The sequence below is a fragment of the Pseudotabrizicola alkalilacus genome, assembly GCF_003443995.1.
GTDB classification, from domain to species: domain Bacteria; phylum Pseudomonadota; class Alphaproteobacteria; order Rhodobacterales; family Rhodobacteraceae; genus Pseudotabrizicola; species Pseudotabrizicola alkalilacus.
Map to the genome: position 1 here is coordinate 216234 of NZ_QWEY01000007.1, position 24173 is coordinate 240406.

The following is a 24173-nucleotide window of genomic DNA, read 5'->3' on the forward strand; positions in this document are numbered from 1 at the left end:
TGAACCGGATCGAATGAACCGCACCGAATTCATCATCGTCACCGCAATCATCCTGATGGCCGCGTTTGCCATGGGATGGTTCTCGCATTGGGTCATGCACCGCTTTGCCCGCGTCGCCGGAGGCGATATGGGCGAGATGGACCGGCTGTCGACGATGCTGCACGAGGCCGAGGAAACCCGAGATCAGGCCATCATCTACCTCGAACAGCGCGAGGCCGAGCTGATGAACCAGATCGCCCAGACCGAGGCCGAGCTGCGCGCCGCCATGGGCGGCCTGCGCGACGCGCGCCACGAGGCCGAAGAAATGCGCGCCTATATCGAGCGGATGCACGCCAACTCCTGATCGGGTTTTCCTTACCTCGCCACGCCGTGTCAGCCGCTTGTCCCAAGGTCATTTCCCGTCATACTCCGGTCATCCCAGAACCGGAGCCTTTTCATGCGCCTTAGCCTTGCCACCCTTGCCCTCTGTGCCCTGCCGTTCAGCGCCCTTGCGGATCAGGTCAGCGACAAGCTGCAATCCGCCCTCGATGCCTATGCCAAGGGGGATCTGAAAACCGCCACGCTCGACATCGCCATGGCCAGCGGTGCATTGGCGATGGAAAAGCAGGCCCGCATCGTCGCCCTGCTGCCCGAAGCACCCGAAGGCTGGACCCGCTCGGTCAATGACGACTACACCGCCAACCTTGCCATGGCCGGTGGCGGTGCCGGAACCGAAGCCACCTACACCGACGCTGGTGGCAACACGATGACCGTCACTATCACCGCAGACAGCCCGATGATGATGGGCATGGCGGGCATGTTCCTGAACGAGCAAATGCTGGCGATGATGGGCAAACTGGTTGAAGTGCCCGGTGCGAAGCTGCTGGAGCAGGACAACAGCCTGACCGGCCTGATCGACCAGCGCCTGATGGTGACGATCAGCGGTCTGCCGGTCGAACAGATGATGCCGCTTGTCCAGCAGATCGACTTTGAAAAGCTGGCCAGCTTCGACGCCGCCTCATAACCCGCCCAGACAGGCCTCCATCAGCGGGCTGGCCGGATCGGCCAGTCCGTCGATCACATCGAAATGATGTCGCCCGGCGTCGACCGTCCACGGACACGCCCATGCCTCTGCCAGCAGCCGCGCCTGCCACAAGAACGCGGGCCGCTCCTGCCCGCCGACCCAGACATGGGCCTGCACCCCGGCGCGCGGGCGCAACAGCGCCGGGCTTTCCGCCGCCGCCGCTGCCGCGTCCAACCGCAGCGTGGTGTTCATCTGAGTCTCCATCAGCGGCCGCAGATCGACCAAGGGCGAGATGGGCACCACCCGCGCCACCTCCGGCCCGTCCGCGCAGGCCATCCGCGCCGCCAGATGTCCGCCCGCCGAATGCCCCGCAACCACCACCGGCCCCGGCACCCGCGCCGCCACCGCCCGCACCGCCGCCGCAATCTCCAGCGTCATCGCAGAAATCCGCGCCTCGGGCGCCAGCGTGTAGGACGGCACCGCGCAGGCCCAGCCCCGCGCGACGGCCCCCGCCGCCAGATGCGACCAGTCCTCCCGGCCAAAGTCCATCCAGTAGCCGCCATGAACAAACAGCATCACCCCGCGCGCTGCTCCGTCGGGCAAAAACAGATCCAACCGCTGCCGCGCCCCCGGCCCATAGGCCAACCCCAGTTCCCCGCGCGCTTGCGCCCGGAACGCCGCCGCCTTGGCCCGCCATCTGGGCACAAACTCCGCCGCGCCCGGAATGAACGCGCCATTGGCATAGGCCCGGTCGGCCTCCGTCGCGAAATCCATCCAGCCTTCCCCGATTTGATCAAAAAACTGGCGCGATCCCGCCCTGTCCGCCCGTCAGAACTGGACAGCCCGCCCGCCCCATGCTTTGCATGGGCATGACCGAAATGGGAGGCCCCAAATGCTCGATTCCGTGACCGATCTGGCGTCGCTGTTGAAAGACCCGACGCTGCTTGCCACTCGCGCCTATGTCGCAGGCGACTGGATTGACGCCGATGACGGCGACACCTTTGCCGTGGTCAACCCGGCGCGCGGCGATGAAATCGCCCGCGTGCCCAACCTTGGCCGCGCTGAAACCGCCCGCGCCATTGACGCCGCCAATGCGGCGATGAAAGACTGGGCTGCCCGCACCGGCAAGGAACGCGCGCAGGTGATGCGCAAATGGTTCGATCTGATGATGGCCAACCAGGACGACCTCGGCACCATCCTGACCGCCGAAATGGGCAAACCGCTGGCCGAGGCCAAGGGCGAGATCGCCTATGGCGCCTCTTTCATCGAATGGTTCGGCGAAGAGGCCAAGCGCGTCTACGGCGAAACCGTCCCCGGCCATCAGCGCGACAAGCGCATCACCGTGCTGAAACAGCCGATCGGCGTGGTCGGCTCCATCACACCATGGAACTTCCCCAATGCGATGATCGCCCGCAAGGCCGGCCCTGCGCTCGCCGCAGGCTGTGGCTTTGTCGCCCGCCCGGCGGCTGAGACCCCGCTCTCGGCCCTCGCCATGGCGGTCTTGGGCGAACGCGCCGGGCTGCCAAAGGGTATCCTTTCCGTCATCACCTCCAAGAAATCCTCCGACATCGGCAAAGAGTTCTGCGAAAACCATCTGGTGCGCAAACTGACCTTCACCGGCTCGACCGAAGTCGGCCGCATCCTGCTGCGGCAAGCGGCAGAGCAGGTGATGAAATGCTCGATGGAGCTGGGCGGCAACGCGCCCTTCATCGTGTTTGACGATGCCGACCTTGATGCCGCCGTCGCGGGTGCGATGATGTCAAAGTTCCGTAACAACGGCCAAACCTGCGTCTGCGCCAACCGCATCTATGTGCAGGCCGGGGTCTATGACGCCTTTGCCGAAAAACTGCAGGCCGCCGTCGCCAAAACCCGCGTCGGCGACGGGCTGTCCGAAGACGTGCAGTTCGGCCCGCTGATCAACGCGGCAGCACTGGAAAAGGTCGAGGAACACATCGCAGACGCCACGTCCAAAGGGGCCAAGGTTGAAACCGGGGGCAAGCGCCATGCGCTGGGCGGCAACTTCTTTGAGCCGACCATCCTCACCGGCGTCACCAATGACATGCTGGTGACGAATGAAGAAACCTTCGGCCCCCTCGCGCCGCTGTTCAAATTCGACACCGAAGAGGAAGTCTTGGCCGCCGCCAACGACACCATCTTCGGCCTCGCCTCCTATTTCTACAGCCGCGAAATCGGCCGCATTACCCGCGTGCAAGAGGCGCTGGAATACGGCATCGTCGGCGTCAACACCGGCATCATCTCGACCGAGGTCGCGCCGTTTGGCGGTGTCAAACAATCCGGTCTGGGCCGCGAAGGCAGCCATCACGGCATGGATGACTATATGGAGCTGAAATACGTCTGCCTGTCGATCTGACCAAAGGGCGGGCCTTACCCCAGCGGCCCCCCCTTTCATCTTGGCAAAAATACTCGCGGGGGTCCAAGGGGGCGGCAGCCCCCTTTTCGACATCAGCCCCACGCGCCACCGCCGGGAACAATGCGCCTCCCTCCCCCCTCGTGGGGGAGGGCTGGGGTGGGGGGGCGCCGCCCGATAAACGCCCTATTCCGCCGCCACTGGTGCCGCGTCGACCAGCCCGACAATATCCAGCATGATCCGGTTCAGCTCGAAATCCTTGGGCGTATAAACTGCCGCCACACCCAGCGCGCGCAGCTGCGTGGCATCGGCCTCGGGGATGATGCCACCCACCACCAGCGGAATATGTGACAGGCCCGCCGCGCGCATCCGCTCCAGCGTCTCGGTGATCAGCGGGATATGGCTGCCCGACAGGATCGACAGCCCGACCACATGCGCCGCCTGGTCCTGCGCGGCGGCCACGATCTCTGCCGGGGTCAGCCGGATGCCCTCGTAGTGGATCTCCATCCCGCAATCGCGGGCGCGGGCGGCAATCTGTTCGGCGCCGTTCGAATGCCCGTCCAGCCCCGGTTTGCCGACCAGAAACTTCAGCGGGCGGCCCAGTTTTGATGACAGCGTGGCCACCGCTTCGCGGATCGGCTCCAGCCCTTCGGTCCGGTTCGACGGGTTGCGGCTGACGCCGGTGGGCGCGCGGTATTCGCCAAAGGCCCGGCGCACCACCGCGCCCCATTCGCCAGTGGTGACACCGGCCTTGGCACAGGCGATGGAGGCGGGCATCACATTGCTGCCATCCGCACAGGCCTGCGCCAGCGCGGCCAGCGCTTCGGTCACAGCACCTGCATCGCGCGCCTTGCGCCAGCTGTGCAGCCGGGCGATCTGATCCGCCTCGGCCTCGGGGTCAGCAGCCATGATGCTGCCATCGCCGGTGGTCAGCGGCGATGGTTCGGTGCTGGTGAACCGGTTGACGCCAACCACCGTGGTTTCCTGCGATTCAATCCGGGCGATCCGGTCGGCATTGGCCTCGACCAGCCGGCCCTTCATGTAGTCAATCGCGGCCACCGCCCCGCCCATCGCGTCAATCTGCGCCAGTTCGGCGCGAGCGCCGTCCTTCAGCGCCTGCACCTTGCGGTCAATCGCCGGGTTGCCGTCGAACAGGTCGTCATATTCCAGCAAATCCGTCTCATAGGCCAGGATCTGCTGCATCCGCAGCGACCATTGCTGATCCCACGGGCGCGGCAAACCCAGCGCCTCGTTCCAGGCTGGCAGCTGCACCGCGCGAGCGCGGGCGTTCTTCGACAGTGTCACCGCCAGCATCTCGATCAGGATGCGGTAGACGTTGTTTTCGGGCTGCGGCTCGGTCAGGCCCAGCGAATTGACCTGCACCCCATAGCGGAACCGACGGTATTTGGCATCGGTGATGCCATAGCGATGCTCGGTGATCTCGTCCCACAGATCGACAAAGGCGCGCATCTTGCACAGCTCGGTCACGAACCGGATGCCCGCGTTGACGAAAAAGCTGATGCGGCCGACCATATTGGGGAAATCGGCGGCCGGAACCTTGGTTTTCAGATCATCCAGCACCGCACAAGCGGTGGCCAGCGCAAAGGCCAGCTCCTGCTCCGGCGTCGCCCCCGCCTCTTGCAGGTGATAGGAGCAGACGTTCATCGGGTTCCACTTCGGCAGATACTCACGCGTATAGGCGGCTACGTCGGTGATCATGCGCAGGCTGGGTTTCGGCGGGCAGATATAGGTGCCGCGCGACAGGTATTCCTTGATCAGATCATTCTGCACGGTGCCGTTGAGCGCGGCCACATCGGCCCCCTGCTCTTCGGCCACCGCGATATACAGCGCCAGCAGCCAGGGCGCGGTCGCATTGATCGTCATCGAGGTGTTCATCTGCTCCAGCGGGATCGCATCGAACAGCGCCCGCATGTCACCCAGATGCGCGACCGGCACCCCCACCTTGCCGACCTCGCCCTTGGCCAGCTGGTGATCAGAGTCGTAGCCGGTCTGGGTCGGCAGGTCGAAGGCCACCGAAAGCCCGGTCTGCCCCTTGGACAGGTTGTTGCGATAGAGCGCGTTCGAGGCTTTGGCGGTGGAATGTCCGGCATAGGTGCGGAACAGCCAAGGGGCATCTCTTTTGGTCTGGGCGGTCATGTGGCCTCCATCACGCGACTCACCAGCGCGCAATATTGTTTCGCTTGTTGCCAGATAGGAGAAATATTCTGGCGTTGTCAATTCGCTGCGTTGCGGCATCGCGGGCTGCCGGTGTGGAGGGGGGCGCTGCCCCCCGCGCGTGCCGCGCCCCCCCGGAGTATTTCGAAAGCAGCAATTCATTTGCGCGGGCGCAGGGTTTGGCTAGGGTGGCGGAATGTTTCAGACGGTAGAGATTCCGGTATGGCTGGTGGTGGTGCTGTTTGCGCTGCCGGGTGTGGCAGCGCTGGACCGGGTTATCGGGCCGGGGGTGCGCTGGTTTTTCCGGCGTCGGCTGGAGCGGCTGCTGGCAAAGGTGAACGCGCGACTGGAGCGCAAGATCGAGCCATTCAAGCTGATGCGGCGGCAGGATATGGTGGTGCGGCTGCTCTATGACCCTGCCGTGCTGGAGGCGGTGGCCGAACATGCGGCGGCGACCGGCGTGCCGGGTGAAGTGGCGCTGGAAGAGGCGCGGGTCTATGCCCGCGAGATCGTGCCGGGGTTTTCGGCACTGTTCTATTTCGGCTTTGCCACACGGGCCGCGCGGGCGCTGTCGGCAGTGTTCTTCCGGGTGCGGGTCGGGGTGGTGTCTGAAGCGGCGCGCGTCATTGATCCGCGCGCCACGGTGATCTTTGTGATGAACCATCGCAGCAATATGGATTACGTGCTGGTGACCTGGCTGGTGTCGGGGCGGGCGGCGATTTCCTATGCGGTGGGGGAATGGGCGCGGGTCTGGCCGCTGTCGCGGTTGATCCGGGCGATGGGGGCCTATTTCATCCGGCGCGGCAGCCACAACGCGCTCTATCGCCGGGTGCTGGCGCGCTATGTGCAGATGGCCACAGCCGAAGGCACGACACAGGCCGTGTTTCCCGAAGGCGGCCTCAGCCTGACCGGGCGCGTGGGTGCAGCGCGGATGGGGCTGTTGTCCTATATCTGGGCTGGGTTCGATCCCGCCGCGATCGTCAAAGGCGGGCGGGATGTGGTCTTTGTGCCGGTGGGGCTTGCCTATGACCGGGTGCTGGAAGATGCGCTTCTGGTACGCGCCGCACGTCAGGGAGGGCGGCGGTTCCGCGCGCCGATCCTGCGGGTGCTGTGGGAGGCCCTGCGCATTGCGCTGAAGCGGGCGGGTGGCCATCGCTATCTGTTCGGCACGGCGGCGGCGGGCTTTGGCGCACCGCTTTCCCTCAGCGCGCATCAAGCGGCGGGCGGCGATCTGGAGGGCTTGGGCGTGCGGCTGATGGCCGAGGTCGAGCGGGTGGTGCCGGTGCTGGCCGCGCCGCTGGTGGCGGCCTCGATCGCGATGGCGGTGCCGGTGCCCGAGCTGGTGGCGCGGCTGGAGGCGGTGGGGGCTGTGCTGCGCCTGCCCCCCGGCGGGCTGGCACAGGCCGAGGCCGAGGGCCGCGCCGCCCTGTGCAGTCGCGGCATTCTGGACGCGGGAGGCACCTTGCAGCCCGAAATGGGCGATTTGCTGGCGTTTTATGCAGCTCCGGTGCGGCAGCGGTTGGGGGAAGCGGCAGCCAGCTCCGATATTTCTGCGACGCAGCGGACATAAAATTACAAAATCGACCTTCGTGCTATTGCAATATTGCGCGATGATTCATATTCCTTGGCTCATCCCGCGCCGATTCTGCAGCGCGGCATGGATGACATCAGGATGGAGGCCCCCATGGCTCTGGACACGCAACCCGCCATCGCCGCCTATGAGGCGCCGATCAAAGACCTGTATGAAATCGGCGAGATGCCGCCGCTCGGCCATGTGCCCAAACAGATGTATTCCTGGGCAATCCGGCGTGAGCGGCATGGCGAGCCAGAACAAGCAATGCTGCAGGAGGTGGTGGACACCTGGACCATCGACAGCAACGAGGTGCTGGTGCTGGTGATGGCGGCTGGGGTGAATTACAACGGCGTCTGGGCCGGGCTTGGCGTACCGATCAGCCCGTTTGACAGCCACAAGCAGCCCTATCACATCGCGGGCTCAGACGCTTCGGGCATCGTCTGGGCGGTGGGCGACAAGGTCAAGCGCTGGAAGGTCGGCGATGAGGTGGTGATCCACTGCAATCAGGATGATGGCGACGACGAGGAATGCAACGGCGGCGACCCGATGTTCTCGCCCAGCCAGCGGATCTGGGGCTATGAGACGCATGACGGCTCTTTCGCCCAGTTCACCCGCGTCCAGTCGCAACAACTGATGCCGCGCCCCAAGCATCTGACCTGGGAGGAATCGGCCTGCTACACCCTGACGCTCGCCACCGCCTACCGGATGCTGTTCGGGCACGAGCCGCATGATCTGAAACCGGGGCAGAATGTGCTGGTCTGGGGGGCGTCGGGCGGGCTTGGCTCTTACGCGATCCAGTTGATCAACACCGCCGGGGCCAATGCGATTGGCGTCATCAGCGACGAGAGCAAGCGGGACTTCGTGATGTCGATGGGCGCCAAGGGCGTGATCAACCGCAACGATTTCAAGTGCTGGGGCCAGCTTCCCAAGGTCAACACCGACGAATACAACGCCTGGCTGAAAGAGGCGCGCAAATTCGGCAAGGCGATCTGGGACATCACCGGCAAGGGTGTGAACGTCGACATGGTGTTCGAACACCCCGGCGAGGCGACCTTCCCCGTCTCCAGCCTTGTGTGCAAAAAGGGCGGCATGGTGGTGATCTGCGCCGGCACCTCCGGGTTCAACTGCACCTTTGACGTGCGCTATATGTGGATGCACCAGAAGCGTCTGCAGGGCAGCCACTTTGCCCATCTGAAACAGGCGGCGGCGGCCAACAAGCTGATGGTGGAACGCCGGCTCGATCCCTGCATGTCCGAGGTGTTCCCCTGGGCCGATATCCCCAAGGCCCATACCAAGATGCTGCGCAATCAGCACAAGCCCGGCAATATGGCGGTGCTGGTGCAGGCTCCGGTCACCGGGCTGCGCACCTTTGCCGATACGCTGGAAGCCAGCCGCCGGGGCTGAGACAGCAAAACAACCCAGCACATACCGCCGGAAGCCCTTGCTTCCGGCGGTATTCTCATGGCCGGGTCATTTGTGGTGATACCCGACAGGGCGAAGCGCATATACTGCACAGCAGACTGTGGCGAGTCGGGGAGCTGACCGGATTTCTGCGGATGATATGATGCACCACGACTGGATTTTCGATGTGCTGGAAGATCTTCGGTCTTATGCCTTGCAAAACGGGCTGCCCGCAACGGCGGCTCAGGTCGATGATGCCTTGCGTGTGGCGCGGGCCGAGATGCAATCAGGACTGACCGCAGAGCGCCCCGAAACCGGGCGGCAGAACTGAGTCGCAGGCCTGTTGCGTCTGGTGCAGGGCGGGGCTTGGCCTTATGGTCGCGCGCATGAGCATGACCGCACGCGCCGCCAATTCAGCCTTAGCCCTTTTGACCCTGTCCGACGATCAGGCCGAGGCGCATGACCGTGTGGCCGCCGATCTGTTGGCGGCAGGCATTGATCTGGACCATGGCGGGCTGACCCCACCGGGTGAGGGCAAATCCACCGTGCTGGCGGTGATGGGCAAGGCCGGGTCGGGCAAGACCATGCTGCTGGCGCAGCTGACGCGGGCGATGATCGACGCCGGGGTAGAGATCGTGTCGGGCGATTACGAAGGCAAGCGGCGCAAGGAAAGGCGCACGCTGGCGGTGCTGGCCCCCACCAACAAGGCGGCGAGCGTGTTGCGGATGCGCGGGGTTCCCGCCACCACCATTCACCGCATTCTTTATACCCCGGTCTATGACCCGCAATATGAAAAGATCGCGGAATGGCTGACCGGCGTGGGTGACCGCCCGGTGATCGACGATCTGCCCGATCTGGCGCTGGACCGCGCTTTTGCCTTTTATCAACAAGTGGCCTCGATTCCAGGGGCCTTGGCGGCGGCTGGCTTGCGCGGATCCGACTTTATCCAAGGCTGGAAGCGGCGCGAAGAGCCGCTGGATGTGGGCTTCATCGACGAATCCTCGATGCTGGACGAGCGGCAGTTTGATGACCTGCGCGAGATTTTCCCGACGCTGGTGTTGTTCGGCGACCCCGCCCAGCTGGCCCCGGTGGGGCAGTCCGGCAGCATGGTGTTTGACCGGCTTGGCGAGTCCAAGAAACTGATGCTCAGCCGCATCCACCGGCAGGCGCAGGACAACCCGATCCTTGATCTGGCCCATGCACTGGCCGATGACAGCATCGGCTTTGATGCGTTTGAACGCATGGTTGAAGACGCGTCCAAACGCGACGAGCGCGTGGTCTGGGCCGAACGGGTCGATGCCGACATGATGGCGCGCTCCCCTGCCTTGGTCTGGCGCAACGCGACCCGCATCCGGCTGATCACCGCCTTCCGGGCCGCGCATGGCGCGCCGGATGACGCGCTGTTGCCTGGCGAGCCGCTGATCTGCGACGGCATCGAGCTGCCCCTCAAGCACCGCAAAAAGCGCATCGATCTCGAGGCGCGTGGCCTGATCAAGGGCGCGCAGGTGATCTACCTCGGCCCCGGCAACAAGCCGGGCTTTGCCAAGATCCATGTGGTCGGCGCCGAAGACCCGCAGGTTTCCGCCGCCAGCATCATCAAGATCGAACGCCCGGACGAGGATGAACCCTTCATCGCCTCGGCCGCGACCATGGGGGCGGCCTTCCTGCATGGCGCAGCGGTGACGATCCACAAGGCGCAAGGCAGCCAGTGGGAAAACGTGCAGGTCTTTGCGCCTGACCTCTTTGCCGCCGCCCAGGCCGGGCGGTCCGAAGCCGGGTTGCCGCTGTGGAAACGCCTCGCCTATGTCGCCATCACCCGTGCCGAAAAGCGGCTGTTCTGGGTGGTGCGCGCACGCCTCGCCCTGCCCAAGGGCCCGCTGGCCGTCGATGATCTCAAACCCGCCAGCGTTCCCCTGACACTGACCACACAAACCGAAGGCTGACCCTTTTCCACATGCTCGCCACACGTTAGGCTGCGTCACAGGACAGGAGACCCCCATGCGCTGCGTATTCGTTCAGTTCCGCTGCACCCCCGGCAAAACCTATGAGGTGGCCAGCGCCATCTGGGACCGCGAGGTGGTGTCAGAAATGTATTCGACCAGCGGCGAATATGATCTGATGGCAAAGGTCTATATCCCCGATGAACAGGATGTGGGCCAGTTCCTCAACGCCGCGCTATTCGACATTCCGGGCATCAGCCGCACCCTGACCACGATGACCTTCAAGACATTCTGACCGGACATATCGACACGGTTGCATGAGCACAGGTTGCCTTGAGGCTTTCGCGCCGCCATATCAATGGCGACCACAGGAGAGAGATTTGGACCGTATCCAATTGCCCGAACGCCCCGACTGGCGCGCAAAGGCGGCAGAGCTGGGCTTTACCTTCGCCGACATGCATGGCGAGCCCTATTGGGACGAGACCTCGGCCTATGCCTTCACGCTGGAAGAGGTGGAGGGCCGGATCGAGGATCCTTGCACCGAATTGCACGCCATGTGCCGCGAAGCAGTGGGCACCGTGCTGGCCGATGAGGCGCTGATGGAGCGCATGGGCCTGCCCCGCCTGCGCTGGGATTTCATCAAGGACAGCTGGGAGGCGGGCGAACCCGAGGTCTATGGCCGCTTCGATCTGGCCTATGACGGCAAGGGCCCGGCCAAAATGTTGGAATACAACGCCGATACGCCGACATCTTTGTATGAATCCGCCAGCTTTCAGTGGCTGTGGTATGAGGATCAGCTGGCGGCCCGCGTGCTGGCAGAAGGCTCCGACCAGTTCAACCGCCTGCACGAAGCGCTGGTCGAGCGCTTTGCCGAGATTTTCCCGCCCGACACCGATCTGCACTTTGCCGCCATGTCAGGCGCCCCTGAAGATTACGCCACGGTGGAAACCATGGCCTGGGCCGCACGTGAGGCCGGGATGGGGGCGCATTACACCGATCTGGAAAAGATTGGCATCAGCGACGAGGGCCAGTTCACCGACGCCGAAGACCGGGTGATCGGCACGCTGTTCAAGCTCTACCCATGGGAAGACCTGTTCGCCGACGAATTCTCGGCCCATCTGGCATCGGCCCAATGCCGGTTCATCGAACCGCCATGGAAGGCGCTGGTGTCGAACAAGGCGATCCTGCCAGTGCTCTGGCAATTGTTTCCCGGCCATCCCAACCTGTTGCCGTCATTTTTTGCCGATGACACAAAGGGTCTGGCCGATGCAGCGCATCTGATGCTGGCGGGGCATGTCACCAAACCCATCTTCTCGCGCGAGGGGGCCTCGGTCACCATTACCGCGCAGGGCCGGGTGCTGGAACGCGCGACCAACCGCGACTACGACCGCCACCCCATGATCGTGCAGGCCTATCAGCCGCTGCCGGTCATGGGCGGCATGCGCCCGGTGATCGGGGCCTGGGTGGTGGGGGAAACCTGCGTCGGCATGGGCCTGCGCGAAGACCGCGCGCTGATCACGCAAGACCTGTCGCGGTTCAAACCGCATTTCATTGAAGGGTAGAGCCATGAAGAGATCACGCGCGGTATCGCTGGGGATTCTGGGGGCAGCGGCCTTTGGCCTGGCCGCCTGTCAGACCGAAGAACAGACCGACGCGGCGGCGTTTTCCGATGAGCAATCCTGTGTCGCGGCGGCGGCGCAAAGCGGTTGGTTCACGCGGGAGGATTGTGCAGCGACCTTTGCCGAGGCCAAAGCGGTGCACGAGGAAACCGCCCCGCGCTATGAAAGTCAGGCCTTGTGCGAAGAGGAACACGGCGCCGGGGCCTGCGGCGGTGATCCTGCGGCGGCCTCGGGTGGGGGCGGCGGCAGCATCTTCATGCCGCTGCTCGCGGGCTATCTGATCGGTCAGGCCCTTGGCGGCGGCCGCGCCATGGCGCAGCCGGTGGTGCCAAAGGCGGGTGGCGGCTTTGCCACCCCAACCGGGGGCACCCAGCTGTCACGGCTGAACTCCACCGGCAAGATGGGCACCACGGCCTTTGCCAAAGGCCCGACCACCGCAGGCCAGCCCCCGATGAGCCGCGCCGCCGTCGCCAGCCGGGGCGGCTTCGGCGGCTCGGCCGCCACCCGCTCCGTCGGCAGCTGAGCCGCACTTTCCGGCAACGCCCCCTCCCCCATCCCCTCCCCACGAAGGGGAGGGGAGCCGCCGTACACAGCCAGCTTGTCCTGCCATCTCCCAACGTCGCCGCTCTGCACCGCTAATGACGCCAAGCGCCTCCCCTCCCCCTCGTGGGGAGGGGCTGGGGGTGGGGGGCGCCCTATCAAACGCACTCCACGTCTGACATTTGCGCCAGATCAAGGACAGCAGCACCCGCGTCTGCGATCTTTTTGCCATCCTACAGGATGGAGACCGCCATGACCTTTCCTTTCAGAACCCTGTTCAACCGGCAGCACCGCCGCGCCGAGGTCGATGCCCTGACCGACCGCGATCTGTCCGACCTTGGCCTCAGCCGCGACCAGCTGCGCCATTTTGCGCAGATGCCCGCCGATGTGCCCGAACGCGTCGTCGCCATGGGCGCGGTCTTTGGTCTGTCCGAAGGGGCGTTGCGCCGCCATCACGGCACCTGGTCCGAGCTACTGGATGTCTGCAGCACCTGCCCGGATCGTGGGGCCTGCGCTCTGGTGCTGGCCAAGGCGCAGCTCGCCAATCCGCGCGATGCGGCCTTCTGCCCGAACCGGCACAACTTTTCCGGCTTCTGGTCCGCCGCCTGATCCCCCTTGCCCCCGCCACCTGAACCTCGCACAACTGCTGTCGGCCGGCCGGGCGCGATGACCCGCCGCCACCGCAGCACGAGGGATCAGATGACCTTTCATATCGGCGCCAAGCCGGGCGAGATTGCCGGAACCTGCCTGCTTCCGGGCGATCCCTACCGCGCCCGCTGGGCAGCGGAGCGCTTTCTGGAAAGCCCCCGTCTGGTGTCGGAAACCCGTGGCATGCTGGCCTATACCGGCACCTGGCACGGCAACCCCGTCACCCTCCATGGCACCGGCATGGGCATGCCCTCGATGTCGATCTATGCCAATGAGCTGATCCGCGACTATGGCGCGCGCACTCTGATCCGCGTCGGCTCCTGCGGGGCGCTGCAGCCGCAGATCGGCCTGCGCGATGTGGTGCTGGCGCAGGCCGCGTCCAGCATCGGCTCGCCCTCCACCAGCATCTTCCGCGAGCTGCGCTTTGCCCCGGTTGCCGATTTCGACCTGCTCGCAAAGGCCCGTGCCGCCGCCCCCGTCCCGGTGCATGTCGGCGGCATCTTCACCTCTGACACCTTCTACGACGAACGCTCGGACCTGACCGATCAGCTGCAACGCCACGGCTGCCTCGCGGTCGAGATGGAAACCGCCGAACTTTACACCCTCGCCGCCCGCTACCAGCGCCGGGCGCTGTCGATCCTGACCGTATCAGACCACATCCTGACCGGCGCGGCCCTGCCCGCGCCCGACCGCGAAACCGGCTTTGCCGCGATGATCGAAATGGCCCTGCACGCCGCCTTTGCCCAAGGATAGCCCATGCCCCACCTCGCCCCCCGCTCCTGGGTTCCGACCGAAGCCCATGTCCAGACCCTCGCCGCCCGCGCCACCGCCCCCTCGGCGCAGGTCAGCGCCCGCATCGAGGCGCTGATCACGCAGAACCTGCAGATCCACGATCACGACTGCTTCAACCTCAACCCCGCCACCAACATCATGAATCCGCGCGCCGAAGCGGCCCTGTCGCGTGGCCTCGGCTCCCGACCCAGCCTCGGCTACCCTGGCGACAAGTATGAGATGGGGCTGGAGGCGATTGAAGAGATCGAGGTCATCGCCGCCGAACTCGCTGCCGAGATCTTTGGCGCGAAGTACGCGGAAATCCGCGTTGGCTCGGGGGCGCTGGCCAATCTCTACGGCTTCATGGCGCTGGCCAAACCCGGCGACACCATCATCGCACCGCCCGGCGCGATCGGCGGCCATGTCACCCACCATGTCGCCGGCTGTGCCGGGCTTTACGGCCTGTCCACGTACCCGGCGCCGGTCAACGCCGATGGCTATACCATCGACCTGCCAGGCCTGCGCGCACTTGCGCTCAGCACCCGGCCCAAGATCATCACCATTGGCGGCAGTCTCAATCTGTTCCCGCATCCGGTGCCCGAGATCCGCGCCATCGCCGATGAGGTCAGCGCGAAAGTCCTGTTCGACGCCGCCCATCAATGCGGCATCATCGCCGGGGGCACCTGGGGCAATCCGCTGAATCAGGGCGCGCATCTGATGACGATGAGCACCTATAAATCCCTCGGCGGCCCGGCGGGCGGGCTGATCGTCACCAATGACGCCGCCATTGCCGAACGGCTCGACCAGATCGCCTTTCCCGGCCTGACCGCGAATTTTGACGCCGCCAAATCCGCCGCCCTCGCCCTCACCCTGCTGGACTGGCGCGACCATGGCGCGGCTTACGCGCAGGCGATGGTTGCCCTTGCCCAAGCCCTCGCCCGCGAACTGGCCGCCCTCGGCCTGCCGGTCTTTGCCGCCGACCGGGGCGCGACCCAGACCCACCAGTTCGCCATCGAGGCTGCAGGCTTTGGCGGAGGGCAGGCCGCGTCCAAGACCCTGCGTAAGGCAGGGTTCCTCGCCTGCGGCATCGGCCTGCCGATCCCCGAGGTGCCGGGCGACATGAACGGGTTGCGCATCGGCACGCCCGAGCTGGTGCGCAGGGGCGTCACCCCCGCCGATGCCCCTGCCCTCGCCGCACTGATCGCCGAAGGCCTGCGCTCCAACGCGCCCGAAACCGTCGCCGCCCGCACCCGCGCCCTGCGCGCGCGGTTCACCGGGCTGCATTACATGACCCCCTGACCGGATTGCCCATGAAACACCGCACCCTTGGGGCCAACGGCCCCCGCGTTTCGGTCCTCGGTCTGGGCTGCCTGTCCTTTGGTGGCATCTTCGGCCCGACCTCCACGCCCGAGTCCCACGCCTGCCTCGATGCGGCATGGGACCATGGCATCACATTCCTTGACGTGGCCAATGTCTATGGCAACGGCGTGTCGGAAAGCGTGATCGGCCAATGGCTTGCCGCCCGCCCGCACCGCCCGGTGATCGCCACCAAGGCCGGCATCGTGTCAGGGGCAACGCGCGGCATCAACAATGACCCCGCCTATCTGCGCGCCGAGCTCGAAGGATCGCTCAAACGGCTGGGGGTCGACCACATCGACCTGTTCTACCTGCACCGCCATGACCCGGCCTGCCCGATCGAGGCCGTAGCCGAAACCATGGCCGCGCTGATCAAAGACGGCAAGATCGGCGGCTATGGCCTGTCCGAGGTCGCGCCCTACACGCTGCGCCGCGCCCATGCGGTGCATCCGGTAACAGCGGTGCAGAATGAATACTCGCTCTGGACCCGCCAGCCCGAACTGGGCCTGATCCAGACCTGCGCCGAACTGGGCGTCGCCTTTGTCCCGTTCTCGCCGCTGGCGCGCGGGGCCTTTGGCGATCCGATGATCGACCCGGACCAGCACGTCATCGGCACGTTCCGCAGCCAGATCCCCCGCTTTTCGCCGGAGAACTGGCCGCTGAACAAGCCCCGGTTGATCGCCTTTCACCAGCTTGCCGCCGACATGGGCCACACCCCCGCCGCCCTCGCCCTCGCCTGGTGCCTGCATCAGGGCGACCACCTGATCCCGATCCCCGGCACCCGCAGCGCCGCCCACCTCGCCGCCTGGGCGCAGGCCCCTGACATCACCCTGTCCGCCGCTGACCGCGCGCAGATCGAAACCACTCTCCCCATCGGCTGGGCCTACGGCGATCGCTACAACGATGCGATGGCCGCCTCGGTCGAGCGCTACAGCTGATCCATTTTCTGTCGAACAATATCCTCGGGGGGGCGCGAAGCGCGGGGGGCAGACAGCCCCCCTCGACGGCTACAGCCCGTGACTCCGGTCGTAGCCATTCGCCCGGCTGACCTGCCAGCCCGGAACCGCCCTCTGTGGCTTGAACACCTGCACCAGCAGCGGAAAGCACGCTGCCTGATCTGACGAATGCACGGTCGAGCAATCCCCACCGGGACAGGCCGACAAGGCCCCCAACAGATCCATCCCGGCAAAGAACTCGATGAAATCGCCAGGTCGCACCGGGCTGGCCTTCATGAAATACTGCCCGCTCTCGCGGGTAAAGCCAGTGCACATGAACACGTTGAGCACATCATGCACATGCAACTCCGCCTCATGCAGCGACAGCCCGGTCCGCGCCGCAAGGGCCCGCGTCAGGTTGGAATGGCAGCAGTGGTGATACTGCCCGCCCGACAAAAGGTTGTGCGTATAGGGGTCGCAGCGGGTGCCGATCACATCATGCACCCCGCCGCCAAAACCATCAAAGCCGTACCAGTCCAGCGTATCCGCCGTGATCAGCGCCATCTCGCGCAGATAGGGCAGGTTTGACCACATCCGGTCGCCCGCGCTCAGATGCGTGCCATGCAGCGCGCGGGTCTTGCCGCTGTAGAACCGCTCGTGCAGATCATGCGCGTTCCACAGGTTCAGATCGCCGACCTGCGGCCCCTCCACGCTGGTGATGCGAAAGAAATGCCCCGCCGGCACGTCAAAACACCGCGCCTCGCGCGCGGGCACCAGCACCTCGGCCACCTGCTCCCAGCCGTCGCGCGCGGCGTGATAGGGGGCCAGGTCCGGCGCAGGCAGCCCCTCGACAGGATAGCAAATCACCGGGGCCACCGCGCGGCGCGCGGCGGCATCTTCGGGGGCCACATGGGCGGGGGTTTCAGGCTTCACACACAGGCTCCCTCAAAAGGGGCGCCTCAGCCGCGCCCGTGCGGCGCAGCATAATCCAGCACCGGATTGATGGGAATGATCCGGTTCGGATTGATGGTGTCATGGCTGTAGTGATAATGCCGCACGAAATGATCCACCCGCACCGTGTCTGACACGCCCGGCCACTGATACAGCTCGCGCGTGAACCCCCACAGGTTCGGATAGTCGATGATCCGGCGGCGGTTGCATTTGAAATGCAGGTGATACACCGGATCAAACCGGATCAGCGTCGGAAACAGCCGCCAGTCGGCTTCGGTCAGCCGGTCGCCCATCAGATAGCGGTTCGCGCCCAGATGCGCCTCCAGCCAGTCCAGCGAGTCAAACAGCGCCTGCACCGGCGCTTCATAGGCGCTTTGGGTGGTGGCAAACCCGGCCTTGTAGACGCCGTTGTTCACCGTGTCGTAAATCCGGGCGTTGATCGGCTCAATGCCTTCGCGCAGCGCTTCGGGCCAATAATCATCGGTATTGCCGGTCACCCCGTCAAAGGCAGAATTGAACATGCGGATGATCTCGGCGGATTCGTTGCTGACAATCCTGCCGGTCTGGGTATCCCACAGCACCGGCACCGTGACCCGGCCCGACATGTCAGGGGTATCGCGCAGATAGACATCGCGCAGGAAGGGCAGACCGAACTGGCGGTCCCCGGTCGCGCCGGGAAAATCGGTGGCAAAGGTCCAGCCATCTGACAGCATGTCAGGATGCACAACCGAGACCGGGATATGATCCGCCAGCCCCTTCAGCGCGCGAAAGATCAGCGTGCGATGCGCCCAGGGGCAGGCATAAGAGACATACAGATGATAGCGCCTGCTTTCCGCCTTGAACCCGCCCTCGCCCGAGGGGCCCGGCGATCCGTCCACCGTCACCCAGTTGCGAAAGCGCGATTCGTTGCGCTCGAACGCGCCGCCGGTGGATTTGGTGTCATACCACTCGTCATGCCACACCCCGTCAACCAACTGTCCCATATCACTCCCTTATGTCTGTTCTGGGCTCAAGGCTAACAGCCCAGCCCCCGTCCGGCCACGCTCAACCCACGCCACGGCCCTGCACTCACGCACAAGACCTCGCTCAAAACCGGGGAAGTGACGGGTTAATCCTTTGGCCGCAGGCAATCCCGGGGTGCGCGTTCGCCGGGCATCACCGCCCCGCATGAAGCACAACGCCATTGCCCGGCAGATCGTTCCTGCCGCCACCTGCAGGCGCGGGTCAACGTGCTGTTGCGCCGCGCGATCCACATGTAGATCAGCACCGACAGCAGCAGGAGAAGCAACAGGACCGGCATGATCAGCCCGCGTCAGCCAGCCGCGCAAACACCGCCAGCACCGCCGCCTCCCCCGCCCGCTCCGGCACGCCGGCCGCCACCTCGTCGCGCGACCAGATCAGGCTGGCCGCCGGATCATCCTTCATCGCCCAGGCCGCGAACATGCGGGCGTCATCGGCAATCTCGCGGCGCAGCAGTTCGCGCACCTCGACATGCCGGTCATCGGCGCGGATGCGGGCATAGGCCGCCTCTACCGCCGCCACCGGCCCCTCCAGCAGTTGCAGGAACAGATCATCCCGGCAAATCAGCGCGCCGGTGATGTCATCACGCGTGTTGCAGCGCCGGGCGTCGAACAGAATGGCGGTCAGCGTCGCCCCGTCAAAACCAAACGGCCGCGAGGCATAGATCAGTTGCAAGAGCGGCATGGGGTGATCCTTCCTGCGCACGGATCAGGACGGCGCATCTGTCAAAGCTAGGCCACACCGGCGGGCATATCCAGTGCCGCAAACGAAAAAGGCCCCGGATCAACCGGGGCCTTCTGTCCTGTGCGTGAAAGGCGTCAGACCACCCGCTCGACCATCATCTTCTTGATCTCGGCAATCGCCTTGGCCGGGTTCAGCCCCTTGGGGCAGGTCTTGGCGCAGTTCATGATGGTGTGGCAGCGGTACAGCTTGAACGGGTCTTCCAGCTCGTCCAGCCGCTGGCCGGTCGCCTCGTCGCGGCTGTCGATGATCCAGCGATAGGCGTGCAGCAACGCGGCAGGCCCCAGATACTTGTCGCCATTCCACCAATAGGATGGGCACGAGGTGCTGCAGCAGGCGCACATCACGCATTCGTACAAGCCATCCAGCTTGCCCCGGTCCGCAATCGACTGCCGCCACTCTTTCGCGGGGCGGTTGGTCTTGGTTTCCAGCCAAGGCATGATGCTGGCATGCTGGGCGTAGAAATGCGTAAGGTCCGGGATCAGATCCTTGACCACCGGCAGATGCGGCAGCGGATAGATCTTCACATCGCCCTTCACCTCATCCAAGCCATAGATACAGGCCAGGGTGTTGATGCCATCGATGTTCATCGCGCAAGAGCCGCAGATCCCCTCGCGGCAGGACCGGCGAAAGGTCAGCGTCGGGTCAATCTCGTTCTTGATCTTGATCAGCGCGTCCAGAATCATCGGGCCGCAGGTATCCATATCAACGAAATAGGTATCGACCTGCGGGTTTTTCCCGTCATCCGGGTTCCAGCGATAGATCTGGAACTTGCGTACATTCTTGCCCTCCGGCTTCGGCCAGGTCTTGCCGGTGCGGATGGTAGAGTTCTTGGGAAGCGTGAATTGGACCATGGTTTATCCCTTCCATTCCGGGAATGAATAGAGCGGGCGGCTGGGTGCCTGCCCGGATTTCTGAACAACGCAAGAGTCGTAAACCGCCGACGGGTCACGCCCCATGATAAAGTCGGAACTGACCTCCAGCTTGACGCGGGACCGCGCCCGGCCGTCTGAGCTCATGCCCACGCCGATCTCGCCACGCGGCTGTTGCGCCAGACGGGCGCGGTCAAAACACTGCCGCTCCGCCTGTGCCACCGGGATCGGACCACAGGCCAGCAACACCAACGGCAAGCCAAGCACCAGTGCCCGCGTCATGGCCGCACCTGCGGCACGCCATTGGCGGCAAAACACGCCGCCGTCTCGGGGCGTAGCGCAATGCCGCGGATCGTGGCCTTGGTTGACGTTCCCGCCACCACCGCCACATCCCGCGCCAAAGCCTGCACCTCAGCCGCCGTGGCATTGCGCAGGATGCAATCGGTCGCCCGCTGCGCCAGCGGCGTCGGCATATCCAGCTGCACCACCGGCAGAACCACCGTGGCGGCAATCCGCCGCCCGGCCTGATCGGCCACCTGCTGCGGGTCGCAAGCGGCCAGCAGCATCACACAGACAACAGCCATCGAACGCATCTGCACCACCCTTTGCCCAGTCAGGCGCACAGGATGACGCAAGCCCCCGGCCGCGCCAGCCCCGACCGCTGCACATTTACGTGCAGCGGCGGAAACGGGCCGATGTGCCGGGTGTTGGTTCATCAGAACTTCCGCTCTGCCGGGGCGATTTTCTTGAGGCTGATCCCGCCCTCGGCCTCGGTGGTCAGCGGGTCCACATGCACGGCGCGATAGGTCAGCGTGACCTTGTTGCCATCGACATGGGCCAGTGAATGCTTGCGCCAGTTGGCATCGTCACGCGTCGGGTAATCCTCATGCGCATGCGCGCCACGGCTTTCGGTCCGGGCGTGCGCGCCATAGATCGTGGCCAGCGCGTTCGGCATCAGGTTGGTCAGCTCCAGCGTCTCCATCAGATCGCTGTTCCAGACCAGCGACCGGTCGGTGACCTTCAGATCGCCGACACGTCCGGCGATTTCGGTCATCTTGCGCTCACCTTCGGCCAGGGTCTTGTCGGTGCGGAACACCGCCGCATCGGCCTGCATGGTCTTTTGCATTTCCAGCCGCAGATCGGCGGTCGGCGTCGCCCCCGAGGCATGGCGCAAGCCGTCAAAGCGCGACAGCGCACGGTCCACCTCGGCCACGTTGGTCGATGGTGTCGCCGTCTCCGGGTCCACTACCTTGCCCGCGCGGATCGCCGCAGCGCGGCCAAACACCACAAGGTCGATCAGCGAGTTCGAGCCCAGACGGTTCGCACCATGCACACTCGCACAGCCCGCCTCGCCCACAGCCATCAGGCCGGGGAAGATCGCGTCGGGGGCGTCGGCGGTGGGGTTCAGCACCTCACCCCAATAGTTGGTCGGGATACCGCCCATGTTATAGTGCACTGTCGGCAGCACCGGGATCGGCTCTTTGGTCAGGTCGACACCGGCAAAGATGCGCGCGCTTTCCGAAATCCCCGGCAGCCGCAGATCCAGCGTTTCTTTCGGCAAATGGTTCAGGTGCAGGCTGATATGGTCGCCATTCGCACCCACACCCCGGCCTTCGCGAATTTCCAGCGTCATGCAGCGCGACACGTAATCGCGCGGCGCCAGATCCTTGTAATGCGGCGCATAGCGTTCCATGAACCGCTCGCCTTCGGAGTTGGTCAGATAGCCGCCCTCGCCCCGCGCGCCTTCGGTGATCAGACAGCCGGAGCCATAGATGCCGGTCGGGTGGAACTGCACGAATTCCATATCCTGCAGCGGCAGACCCGCCCGCGCCACCATGCCGCCGCCGTCGCCGGTGCAGGTATGGGCCGAGGTCGCGCTGAAATAGGCGCGGCCATAGCCGCCCGTGGCCAGCACCACCATCTTGGCATTGAACACATGCATGGTGCCGTCATCCAGCTTCCACGCCACCACGCCGGTGCAGCGACCATCGGTGATGATCAGATCCAGCGCGAAATATTCGATATAGAACTCGGCGTTGTTCTTGAGGCTCTGCCCGTACAACGTGTGCAGGATCGCATGGCCGGTCCGGTCAGCCGCCGCACAGGTGCGCTGCACCGGTGGGCCTTCGCCATACTCAGTCGTGTGGCCGCCGAACGGACGCTGATAGATCTTGCCCTCTTCGGTGCGCGAAAACGGCACGCCGTAATGCTCCAGCTCATAGACCGCTTTCGGCGCCTCGCGTGCGAGATATTCCATCGCATCGGTGTCGCCCAGCCAGTCCGACCCCTTTACGGTGTCGTACATGTGCCATTGCCAGCTGTCGGGGCCCATATTGCCCAACGACGCCGCAATGCCACCCTGCGCCGCAACCGTGTGGCTGCGGGTCGGGAACACCTTGGTCACACAGGCGGTGCGCAGCCCCTGCTCTGCCATGCCCAGCGTGGCGCGCAAGCCTGCACCGCCCGCACCCACCACGACCACATCATAGTCGTGCACTTCATAAGGATAAGCCGTCATGTTCTTTCCTTCACAGCGCCATGCGCGCCAGGGCAAACAGCCCCGTCGCCGCAATCGCCCAGGCCAGACAGGTCACCAGAATGACCGCCCATTTCCGAGCCGCCCCACGGGCGTAATCTTCAATCATCATCTGGGCCCCGGCGGCGAAATGCTTCATTCCCACTACCAAAAGCAGCGCCGTCAGGATCGCCGGGAACGGGCGCGAGAATGTCGCCACCACCTCCGCCTGCGTGCCGCCCAGCGCCGAGCCAAAGATATAAAGCCAGGCGGGCAAAAGCAAAGCCAGCCCCACCGCTGTCACCTGCATCGCCCAGTGATGTTCCGTCCCGGTGCCCGAGGCACCCTTGCCCACGGCCCGCTTACGATCGGTCAAATACCGCATCTGCCTGCCCCTCACTGAACCAGAAGAATTGTGATCACGGTCAACACGACCGATCCACCGATGACACCCCAGCCCAGCTTTTCTGCTGTCGGAATGTCCAGACCCTTGCCCGCATCGAAATACAGGTGCCGCACACCCGCCAGATAGTGGTACCACACCGCCCAGAGCGAGCCGGTGAACACCAGATCGCCGAACCAGCTGGTCGCCACCGCATCTGCCGTGGCGAAATACTCGGGTGAGGTCGCCGCCGCCAGCAGCCACCACACCGCCAGCATCGTGCCCACGATCAGCGCATTGCCGGTGATCCGGGTCAGGATCGAGGTGATGGAGGTCAATTGCGGACGATAAATCTGCAAATGCGGGGAAAGAGGCCGTTTGACCCGTTTGACGTTCGCCATGTCGGTTCCCTTCGTCGCTGGCTGGTCCCAGGCCTGTCCGATATTGGCCGGTCCGGGGCGCGCTTCGATTGTTATGTCTCTGAATAGCGCTTTTTTTGGGCCTGTCACCTGCCGCAATGGTGCATGTGCAGCATTTTAGCGATAACAGTTGAAATTTTCCGGCTTTGTGATCACGAATTTTCAGGCTGTGATCACAAATCTGCCTCCTTCGCGATCGAGATCAACCAGTCGACATATTCGGTGCACATGGTGATGGATGAGTCGGCAGAAGAGTAAAAGGCATTTGCCTCGCCGCAGGCCTCAACCCGCACCGTGATCGGGCCGGGAAGCGCAAATCGCTCGTTCCAGTCGCGCACCTCCTGGGCGAAAAGCGCGTAATAGGGCGCGGTCTTTGGCGCATCCAGTTTCAGCGCTTTTGCAGGCTTATCACCCTCTTCAAGCGCGATCTCATACAAAAATGCGCCCCATGACTCTGCGGCCAGCCGGAACTCCTCGGCGCAGCCTTCGGCGCGATCTTCGGGCAGTTCATATTCCGTCGCAAGTTCGGCAAGTCGCTCCGGGTCCGTGCCGTAGAAAAGGCAAACGTGGGTGTAATAGCGCTGCTCATCAGGACCATGCACGCCCCACCACTCCGTCTCATCCGCCGCGTCGCCCGACCAGTCCACGGTGTAATAGTAATAATCCGCCGTCGCCCGGCCCAGCCACTCAGCGTCCTCCGCCTCCCACAGATCGTGGATCAGCACCACCGCCAGCGTATCGGCCGCGTCCTCTTCCTGCCCCAGCACGGGCAGTTGCAGCACATCAATCAGCGCGTGACCCATCTCATGATAGAAGGTGCCAATCAGATTGCCTTCGACAAAACGTTTGGCATCGGGCGACAGGCCCTCCGCCAGCGCAGGGTTGGCCAAAGCCACAACACCCGCCAGAACAGATCCCGCAAATCCTGCCCGCATCTTTCCCTC

Annotated in this window: 26 protein-coding genes; 14 read left to right on the forward strand and 12 right to left on the reverse strand. The window is 64.6% G+C overall.

What is annotated here, in order from left to right; all coding sequences use genetic code 11:
• The first annotated feature begins 13 nt into the window (after nt 1-13).
• Together D1012_RS13940 and D1012_RS13945 are read left to right on the forward strand one after the other, a co-directional pair.
• The gene (locus tag D1012_RS13940; protein WP_118153231.1) at nt 14-343 is read left to right on the forward strand and encodes a hypothetical protein; all 330 of its coding nucleotides are present in this window, start codon (nt 14-16) and stop codon (nt 341-343) included.
• A gap of 93 nt (nt 344-436) precedes the next feature.
• A complete protein-coding gene (locus D1012_RS13945; protein ID WP_118153234.1) occupies nt 437-1003 on the forward strand; it encodes a hypothetical protein in 567 nt (188 codons plus the stop codon).
• Here D1012_RS13945 and D1012_RS13950 read toward each other — a convergent pair.
• Complete coding sequence (locus D1012_RS13950) at nt 998-1777, reverse strand: hormone-sensitive lipase (protein ID WP_118153237.1); 780 nt, start codon at nt 1775-1777, stop codon at nt 998-1000. The genes D1012_RS13945 and D1012_RS13950 overlap by 6 nt on opposite strands.
• A 118-nt stretch (nt 1778-1895) precedes the next feature.
• On the opposite strand from D1012_RS13950, the gene D1012_RS13955 reads away from it, so the two are divergent.
• Nucleotides 1896-3374, forward strand: coding sequence for an NAD-dependent succinate-semialdehyde dehydrogenase (locus tag D1012_RS13955; RefSeq protein ID WP_118153241.1), 1479 nt, complete (start codon nt 1896-1898; stop codon nt 3372-3374).
• A gap of 183 nt (nt 3375-3557) precedes the next feature.
• Here D1012_RS13955 and D1012_RS13960 read toward each other — a convergent pair whose 3' ends face one another.
• Entirely contained in the window at nt 3558-5528 is a 1971-nt protein-coding gene (locus D1012_RS13960) for a protein meaA (protein WP_118153244.1), read from the reverse strand.
• A gap of 214 nt (nt 5529-5742) precedes the next feature.
• On the opposite strand from D1012_RS13960, the gene D1012_RS13965 reads away from it, so the two are divergent.
• The 11 genes from D1012_RS13965 to D1012_RS14010 all read left to right on the forward strand — a co-directional run bounded on the left by D1012_RS13965 (nt 5743) and on the right by D1012_RS14010 (nt 16332).
• The gene (locus tag D1012_RS13965; RefSeq protein ID WP_118153247.1) at nt 5743-7116 is read left to right on the forward strand and encodes a 1-acyl-sn-glycerol-3-phosphate acyltransferase; all 1374 of its coding nucleotides are present in this window, start codon (nt 5743-5745) and stop codon (nt 7114-7116) included.
• 114 nt (nt 7117-7230) lie between these two features.
• Nucleotides 7231-8523, forward strand: coding sequence for a crotonyl-CoA carboxylase/reductase (ccrA, locus tag D1012_RS13970; protein WP_118153399.1), 1293 nt, complete (start codon nt 7231-7233; stop codon nt 8521-8523).
• A gap of 160 nt (nt 8524-8683) precedes the next feature.
• Entirely contained in the window at nt 8684-8851 is a 168-nt protein-coding gene (locus tag D1012_RS22835; protein ID WP_199489505.1) for a hypothetical protein, read from the forward strand.
• A 55-nt stretch (nt 8852-8906) separates the two neighbouring features.
• The gene (locus tag D1012_RS13975; RefSeq protein WP_233517126.1) at nt 8907-10463 is read left to right on the forward strand and encodes an ATP-dependent DNA helicase; all 1557 of its coding nucleotides are present in this window, start codon (nt 8907-8909) and stop codon (nt 10461-10463) included.
• Between the two features lie 55 nt (nt 10464-10518).
• Nucleotides 10519-10755: an Lrp/AsnC ligand binding domain-containing protein gene (locus D1012_RS13980; protein WP_118153250.1), complete on the forward strand. Its 237-nt coding sequence runs from the start codon at nt 10519-10521 to the stop codon at nt 10753-10755.
• An 85-nt stretch (nt 10756-10840) separates the two neighbouring features.
• Entirely contained in the window at nt 10841-12022 is a 1182-nt protein-coding gene (locus D1012_RS13985; RefSeq protein WP_118153253.1) for a glutathionylspermidine synthase family protein, read from the forward strand.
• A 4-nt stretch (nt 12023-12026) separates the two neighbouring features.
• The gene (locus D1012_RS13990; protein ID WP_118153256.1) at nt 12027-12602 is read left to right on the forward strand and encodes a DUF1190 domain-containing protein; all 576 of its coding nucleotides are present in this window, start codon (nt 12027-12029) and stop codon (nt 12600-12602) included.
• A gap of 269 nt (nt 12603-12871) precedes the next feature.
• Entirely contained in the window at nt 12872-13228 is a 357-nt protein-coding gene (locus D1012_RS13995; protein WP_158569352.1) for a DUF1127 domain-containing protein, read from the forward strand.
• Between the two features lie 90 nt (nt 13229-13318).
• Complete coding sequence (gene deoD / locus D1012_RS14000) at nt 13319-14020, forward strand: purine-nucleoside phosphorylase (RefSeq protein ID WP_118153405.1); 702 nt, start codon at nt 13319-13321, stop codon at nt 14018-14020.
• 3 nt (nt 14021-14023) lie between these two features.
• The gene (glyA, locus tag D1012_RS14005) at nt 14024-15337 is read left to right on the forward strand and encodes a serine hydroxymethyltransferase (RefSeq protein ID WP_118153262.1); all 1314 of its coding nucleotides are present in this window, start codon (nt 14024-14026) and stop codon (nt 15335-15337) included.
• An 11-nt stretch (nt 15338-15348) separates the two neighbouring features.
• On the forward strand, nt 15349-16332 hold the full coding sequence (locus D1012_RS14010; protein WP_118153265.1) for an aldo/keto reductase: 984 nt from the start codon (nt 15349-15351) through the stop codon (nt 16330-16332).
• Between the two features lie 69 nt (nt 16333-16401).
• Here D1012_RS14010 and D1012_RS14015 read toward each other — a convergent pair whose 3' ends face one another.
• The 10 genes from D1012_RS14015 to D1012_RS14065 all read right to left on the reverse strand — a co-directional run bounded on the left by D1012_RS14015 (nt 16402) and on the right by D1012_RS14065 (nt 24164).
• Nucleotides 16402-17262: an urea carboxylase-associated family protein gene (locus tag D1012_RS14015; RefSeq protein ID WP_118153268.1), complete on the reverse strand. Its 861-nt coding sequence runs from the start codon at nt 17260-17262 to the stop codon at nt 16402-16404.
• Nucleotides 17263-17288: 26 nt separating this feature from the next.
• Nucleotides 17289-18263, reverse strand: a complete 975-nt coding sequence (locus D1012_RS14020) for a glutathione S-transferase family protein (protein WP_118153271.1) — start codon at nt 18261-18263, stop codon at nt 17289-17291.
• Nucleotides 18264-18582: 319 nt separating this feature from the next.
• On the reverse strand, nt 18583-18984 hold the full coding sequence (locus D1012_RS14030) for a BLUF domain-containing protein (protein WP_118153277.1): 402 nt from the start codon (nt 18982-18984) through the stop codon (nt 18583-18585).
• 134 nt (nt 18985-19118) lie between these two features.
• The gene (locus tag D1012_RS14035) at nt 19119-19895 is read right to left on the reverse strand and encodes a succinate dehydrogenase iron-sulfur subunit (protein WP_118153280.1); all 777 of its coding nucleotides are present in this window, start codon (nt 19893-19895) and stop codon (nt 19119-19121) included.
• A gap of 3 nt (nt 19896-19898) precedes the next feature.
• Nucleotides 19899-20195 carry a hypothetical protein gene (locus D1012_RS14040; RefSeq protein ID WP_118153283.1) on the reverse strand — a complete coding sequence of 99 codons (297 nt, stop codon included), beginning with the start codon at nt 20193-20195 and terminating at the stop codon, nt 19899-19901.
• The gene (locus tag D1012_RS22685) at nt 20192-20506 is read right to left on the reverse strand and encodes a hypothetical protein (RefSeq protein WP_158569353.1); all 315 of its coding nucleotides are present in this window, start codon (nt 20504-20506) and stop codon (nt 20192-20194) included. Before D1012_RS22685 ends, D1012_RS14040 begins: the two co-directional genes overlap by 4 nt.
• Nucleotides 20507-20628: 122 nt before the next feature.
• Complete coding sequence (gene sdhA / locus D1012_RS14050; RefSeq protein WP_118153289.1) at nt 20629-22431, reverse strand: succinate dehydrogenase flavoprotein subunit; 1803 nt, start codon at nt 22429-22431, stop codon at nt 20629-20631.
• Nucleotides 22432-22441: 10 nt separating this feature from the next.
• The gene (gene sdhD / locus D1012_RS14055; protein WP_118153292.1) at nt 22442-22813 is read right to left on the reverse strand and encodes a succinate dehydrogenase, hydrophobic membrane anchor protein; all 372 of its coding nucleotides are present in this window, start codon (nt 22811-22813) and stop codon (nt 22442-22444) included.
• An 11-nt stretch (nt 22814-22824) separates the two neighbouring features.
• Nucleotides 22825-23211 (reverse strand): succinate dehydrogenase, cytochrome b556 subunit, encoded by a 387-nt coding sequence (gene sdhC / locus D1012_RS14060; protein ID WP_118153294.1) that lies wholly within the window; start codon nt 23209-23211, stop codon nt 22825-22827.
• Between the two features lie 191 nt (nt 23212-23402).
• Nucleotides 23403-24164: a DUF4344 domain-containing metallopeptidase gene (locus D1012_RS14065; protein WP_118153297.1), complete on the reverse strand. Its 762-nt coding sequence runs from the start codon at nt 24162-24164 to the stop codon at nt 23403-23405.
• Between the last annotated feature and the right edge of the window lie 9 nt (nt 24165-24173).

Coding starts and splice junctions, on each gene's coding strand:
- D1012_RS13940 (WP_118153231.1), top strand. CDS start 14: ATGAACCGCACCGAATTCATCATCGTCACCGCAATCATCCTGATGGCC.
- D1012_RS13945 (WP_118153234.1), top strand. CDS start 437: ATGCGCCTTAGCCTTGCCACCCTTGCCCTCTGTGCCCTGCCGTTCAGC.
- D1012_RS13950 (WP_118153237.1), bottom strand. CDS start 1,777: ATGGATTTCGCGACGGAGGCCGACCGGGCCTATGCCAATGGCGCGTTC.
- D1012_RS13955 (WP_118153241.1), top strand. CDS start 1,896: ATGCTCGATTCCGTGACCGATCTGGCGTCGCTGTTGAAAGACCCGACG.
- D1012_RS13960 (WP_118153244.1), bottom strand. CDS start 5,528: ATGACCGCCCAGACCAAAAGAGATGCCCCTTGGCTGTTCCGCACCTAT.
- D1012_RS13965 (WP_118153247.1), top strand. CDS start 5,743: ATGTTTCAGACGGTAGAGATTCCGGTATGGCTGGTGGTGGTGCTGTTT.
- ccrA (WP_118153399.1), top strand. CDS start 7,231: ATGGCTCTGGACACGCAACCCGCCATCGCCGCCTATGAGGCGCCGATC.
- D1012_RS22835 (WP_199489505.1), top strand. CDS start 8,684: ATGCACCACGACTGGATTTTCGATGTGCTGGAAGATCTTCGGTCTTAT.
- D1012_RS13975 (WP_233517126.1), top strand. CDS start 8,907: ATGAGCATGACCGCACGCGCCGCCAATTCAGCCTTAGCCCTTTTGACC.
- D1012_RS13980 (WP_118153250.1), top strand. CDS start 10,519: ATGCGCTGCGTATTCGTTCAGTTCCGCTGCACCCCCGGCAAAACCTAT.
- D1012_RS13990 (WP_118153256.1), top strand. CDS start 12,027: ATGAAGAGATCACGCGCGGTATCGCTGGGGATTCTGGGGGCAGCGGCC.
- D1012_RS13995 (WP_158569352.1), top strand. CDS start 12,872: ATGACCTTTCCTTTCAGAACCCTGTTCAACCGGCAGCACCGCCGCGCC.
- deoD (WP_118153405.1), top strand. CDS start 13,319: ATGACCTTTCATATCGGCGCCAAGCCGGGCGAGATTGCCGGAACCTGC.
- glyA (WP_118153262.1), top strand. CDS start 14,024: ATGCCCCACCTCGCCCCCCGCTCCTGGGTTCCGACCGAAGCCCATGTC.
- D1012_RS14010 (WP_118153265.1), top strand. CDS start 15,349: ATGAAACACCGCACCCTTGGGGCCAACGGCCCCCGCGTTTCGGTCCTC.
- D1012_RS14020 (WP_118153271.1), bottom strand. CDS start 18,263: ATGGGACAGTTGGTTGACGGGGTGTGGCATGACGAGTGGTATGACACC.
- D1012_RS14030 (WP_118153277.1), bottom strand. CDS start 18,984: ATGCCGCTCTTGCAACTGATCTATGCCTCGCGGCCGTTTGGTTTTGAC.
- D1012_RS14035 (WP_118153280.1), bottom strand. CDS start 19,895: ATGGTCCAATTCACGCTTCCCAAGAACTCTACCATCCGCACCGGCAAG.
- D1012_RS14040 (WP_118153283.1), bottom strand. CDS start 20,195: ATGACGCGGGCACTGGTGCTTGGCTTGCCGTTGGTGTTGCTGGCCTGT.
- D1012_RS22685 (WP_158569353.1), bottom strand. CDS start 20,506: ATGCGTTCGATGGCTGTTGTCTGTGTGATGCTGCTGGCCGCTTGCGAC.
- sdhA (WP_118153289.1), bottom strand. CDS start 22,431: ATGACGGCTTATCCTTATGAAGTGCACGACTATGATGTGGTCGTGGTG.
- sdhD (WP_118153292.1), bottom strand. CDS start 22,813: ATGCGGTATTTGACCGATCGTAAGCGGGCCGTGGGCAAGGGTGCCTCG.
- sdhC (WP_118153294.1), bottom strand. CDS start 23,211: ATGGCGAACGTCAAACGGGTCAAACGGCCTCTTTCCCCGCATTTGCAG.
- D1012_RS14065 (WP_118153297.1), bottom strand. CDS start 24,164: ATGCGGGCAGGATTTGCGGGATCTGTTCTGGCGGGTGTTGTGGCTTTG.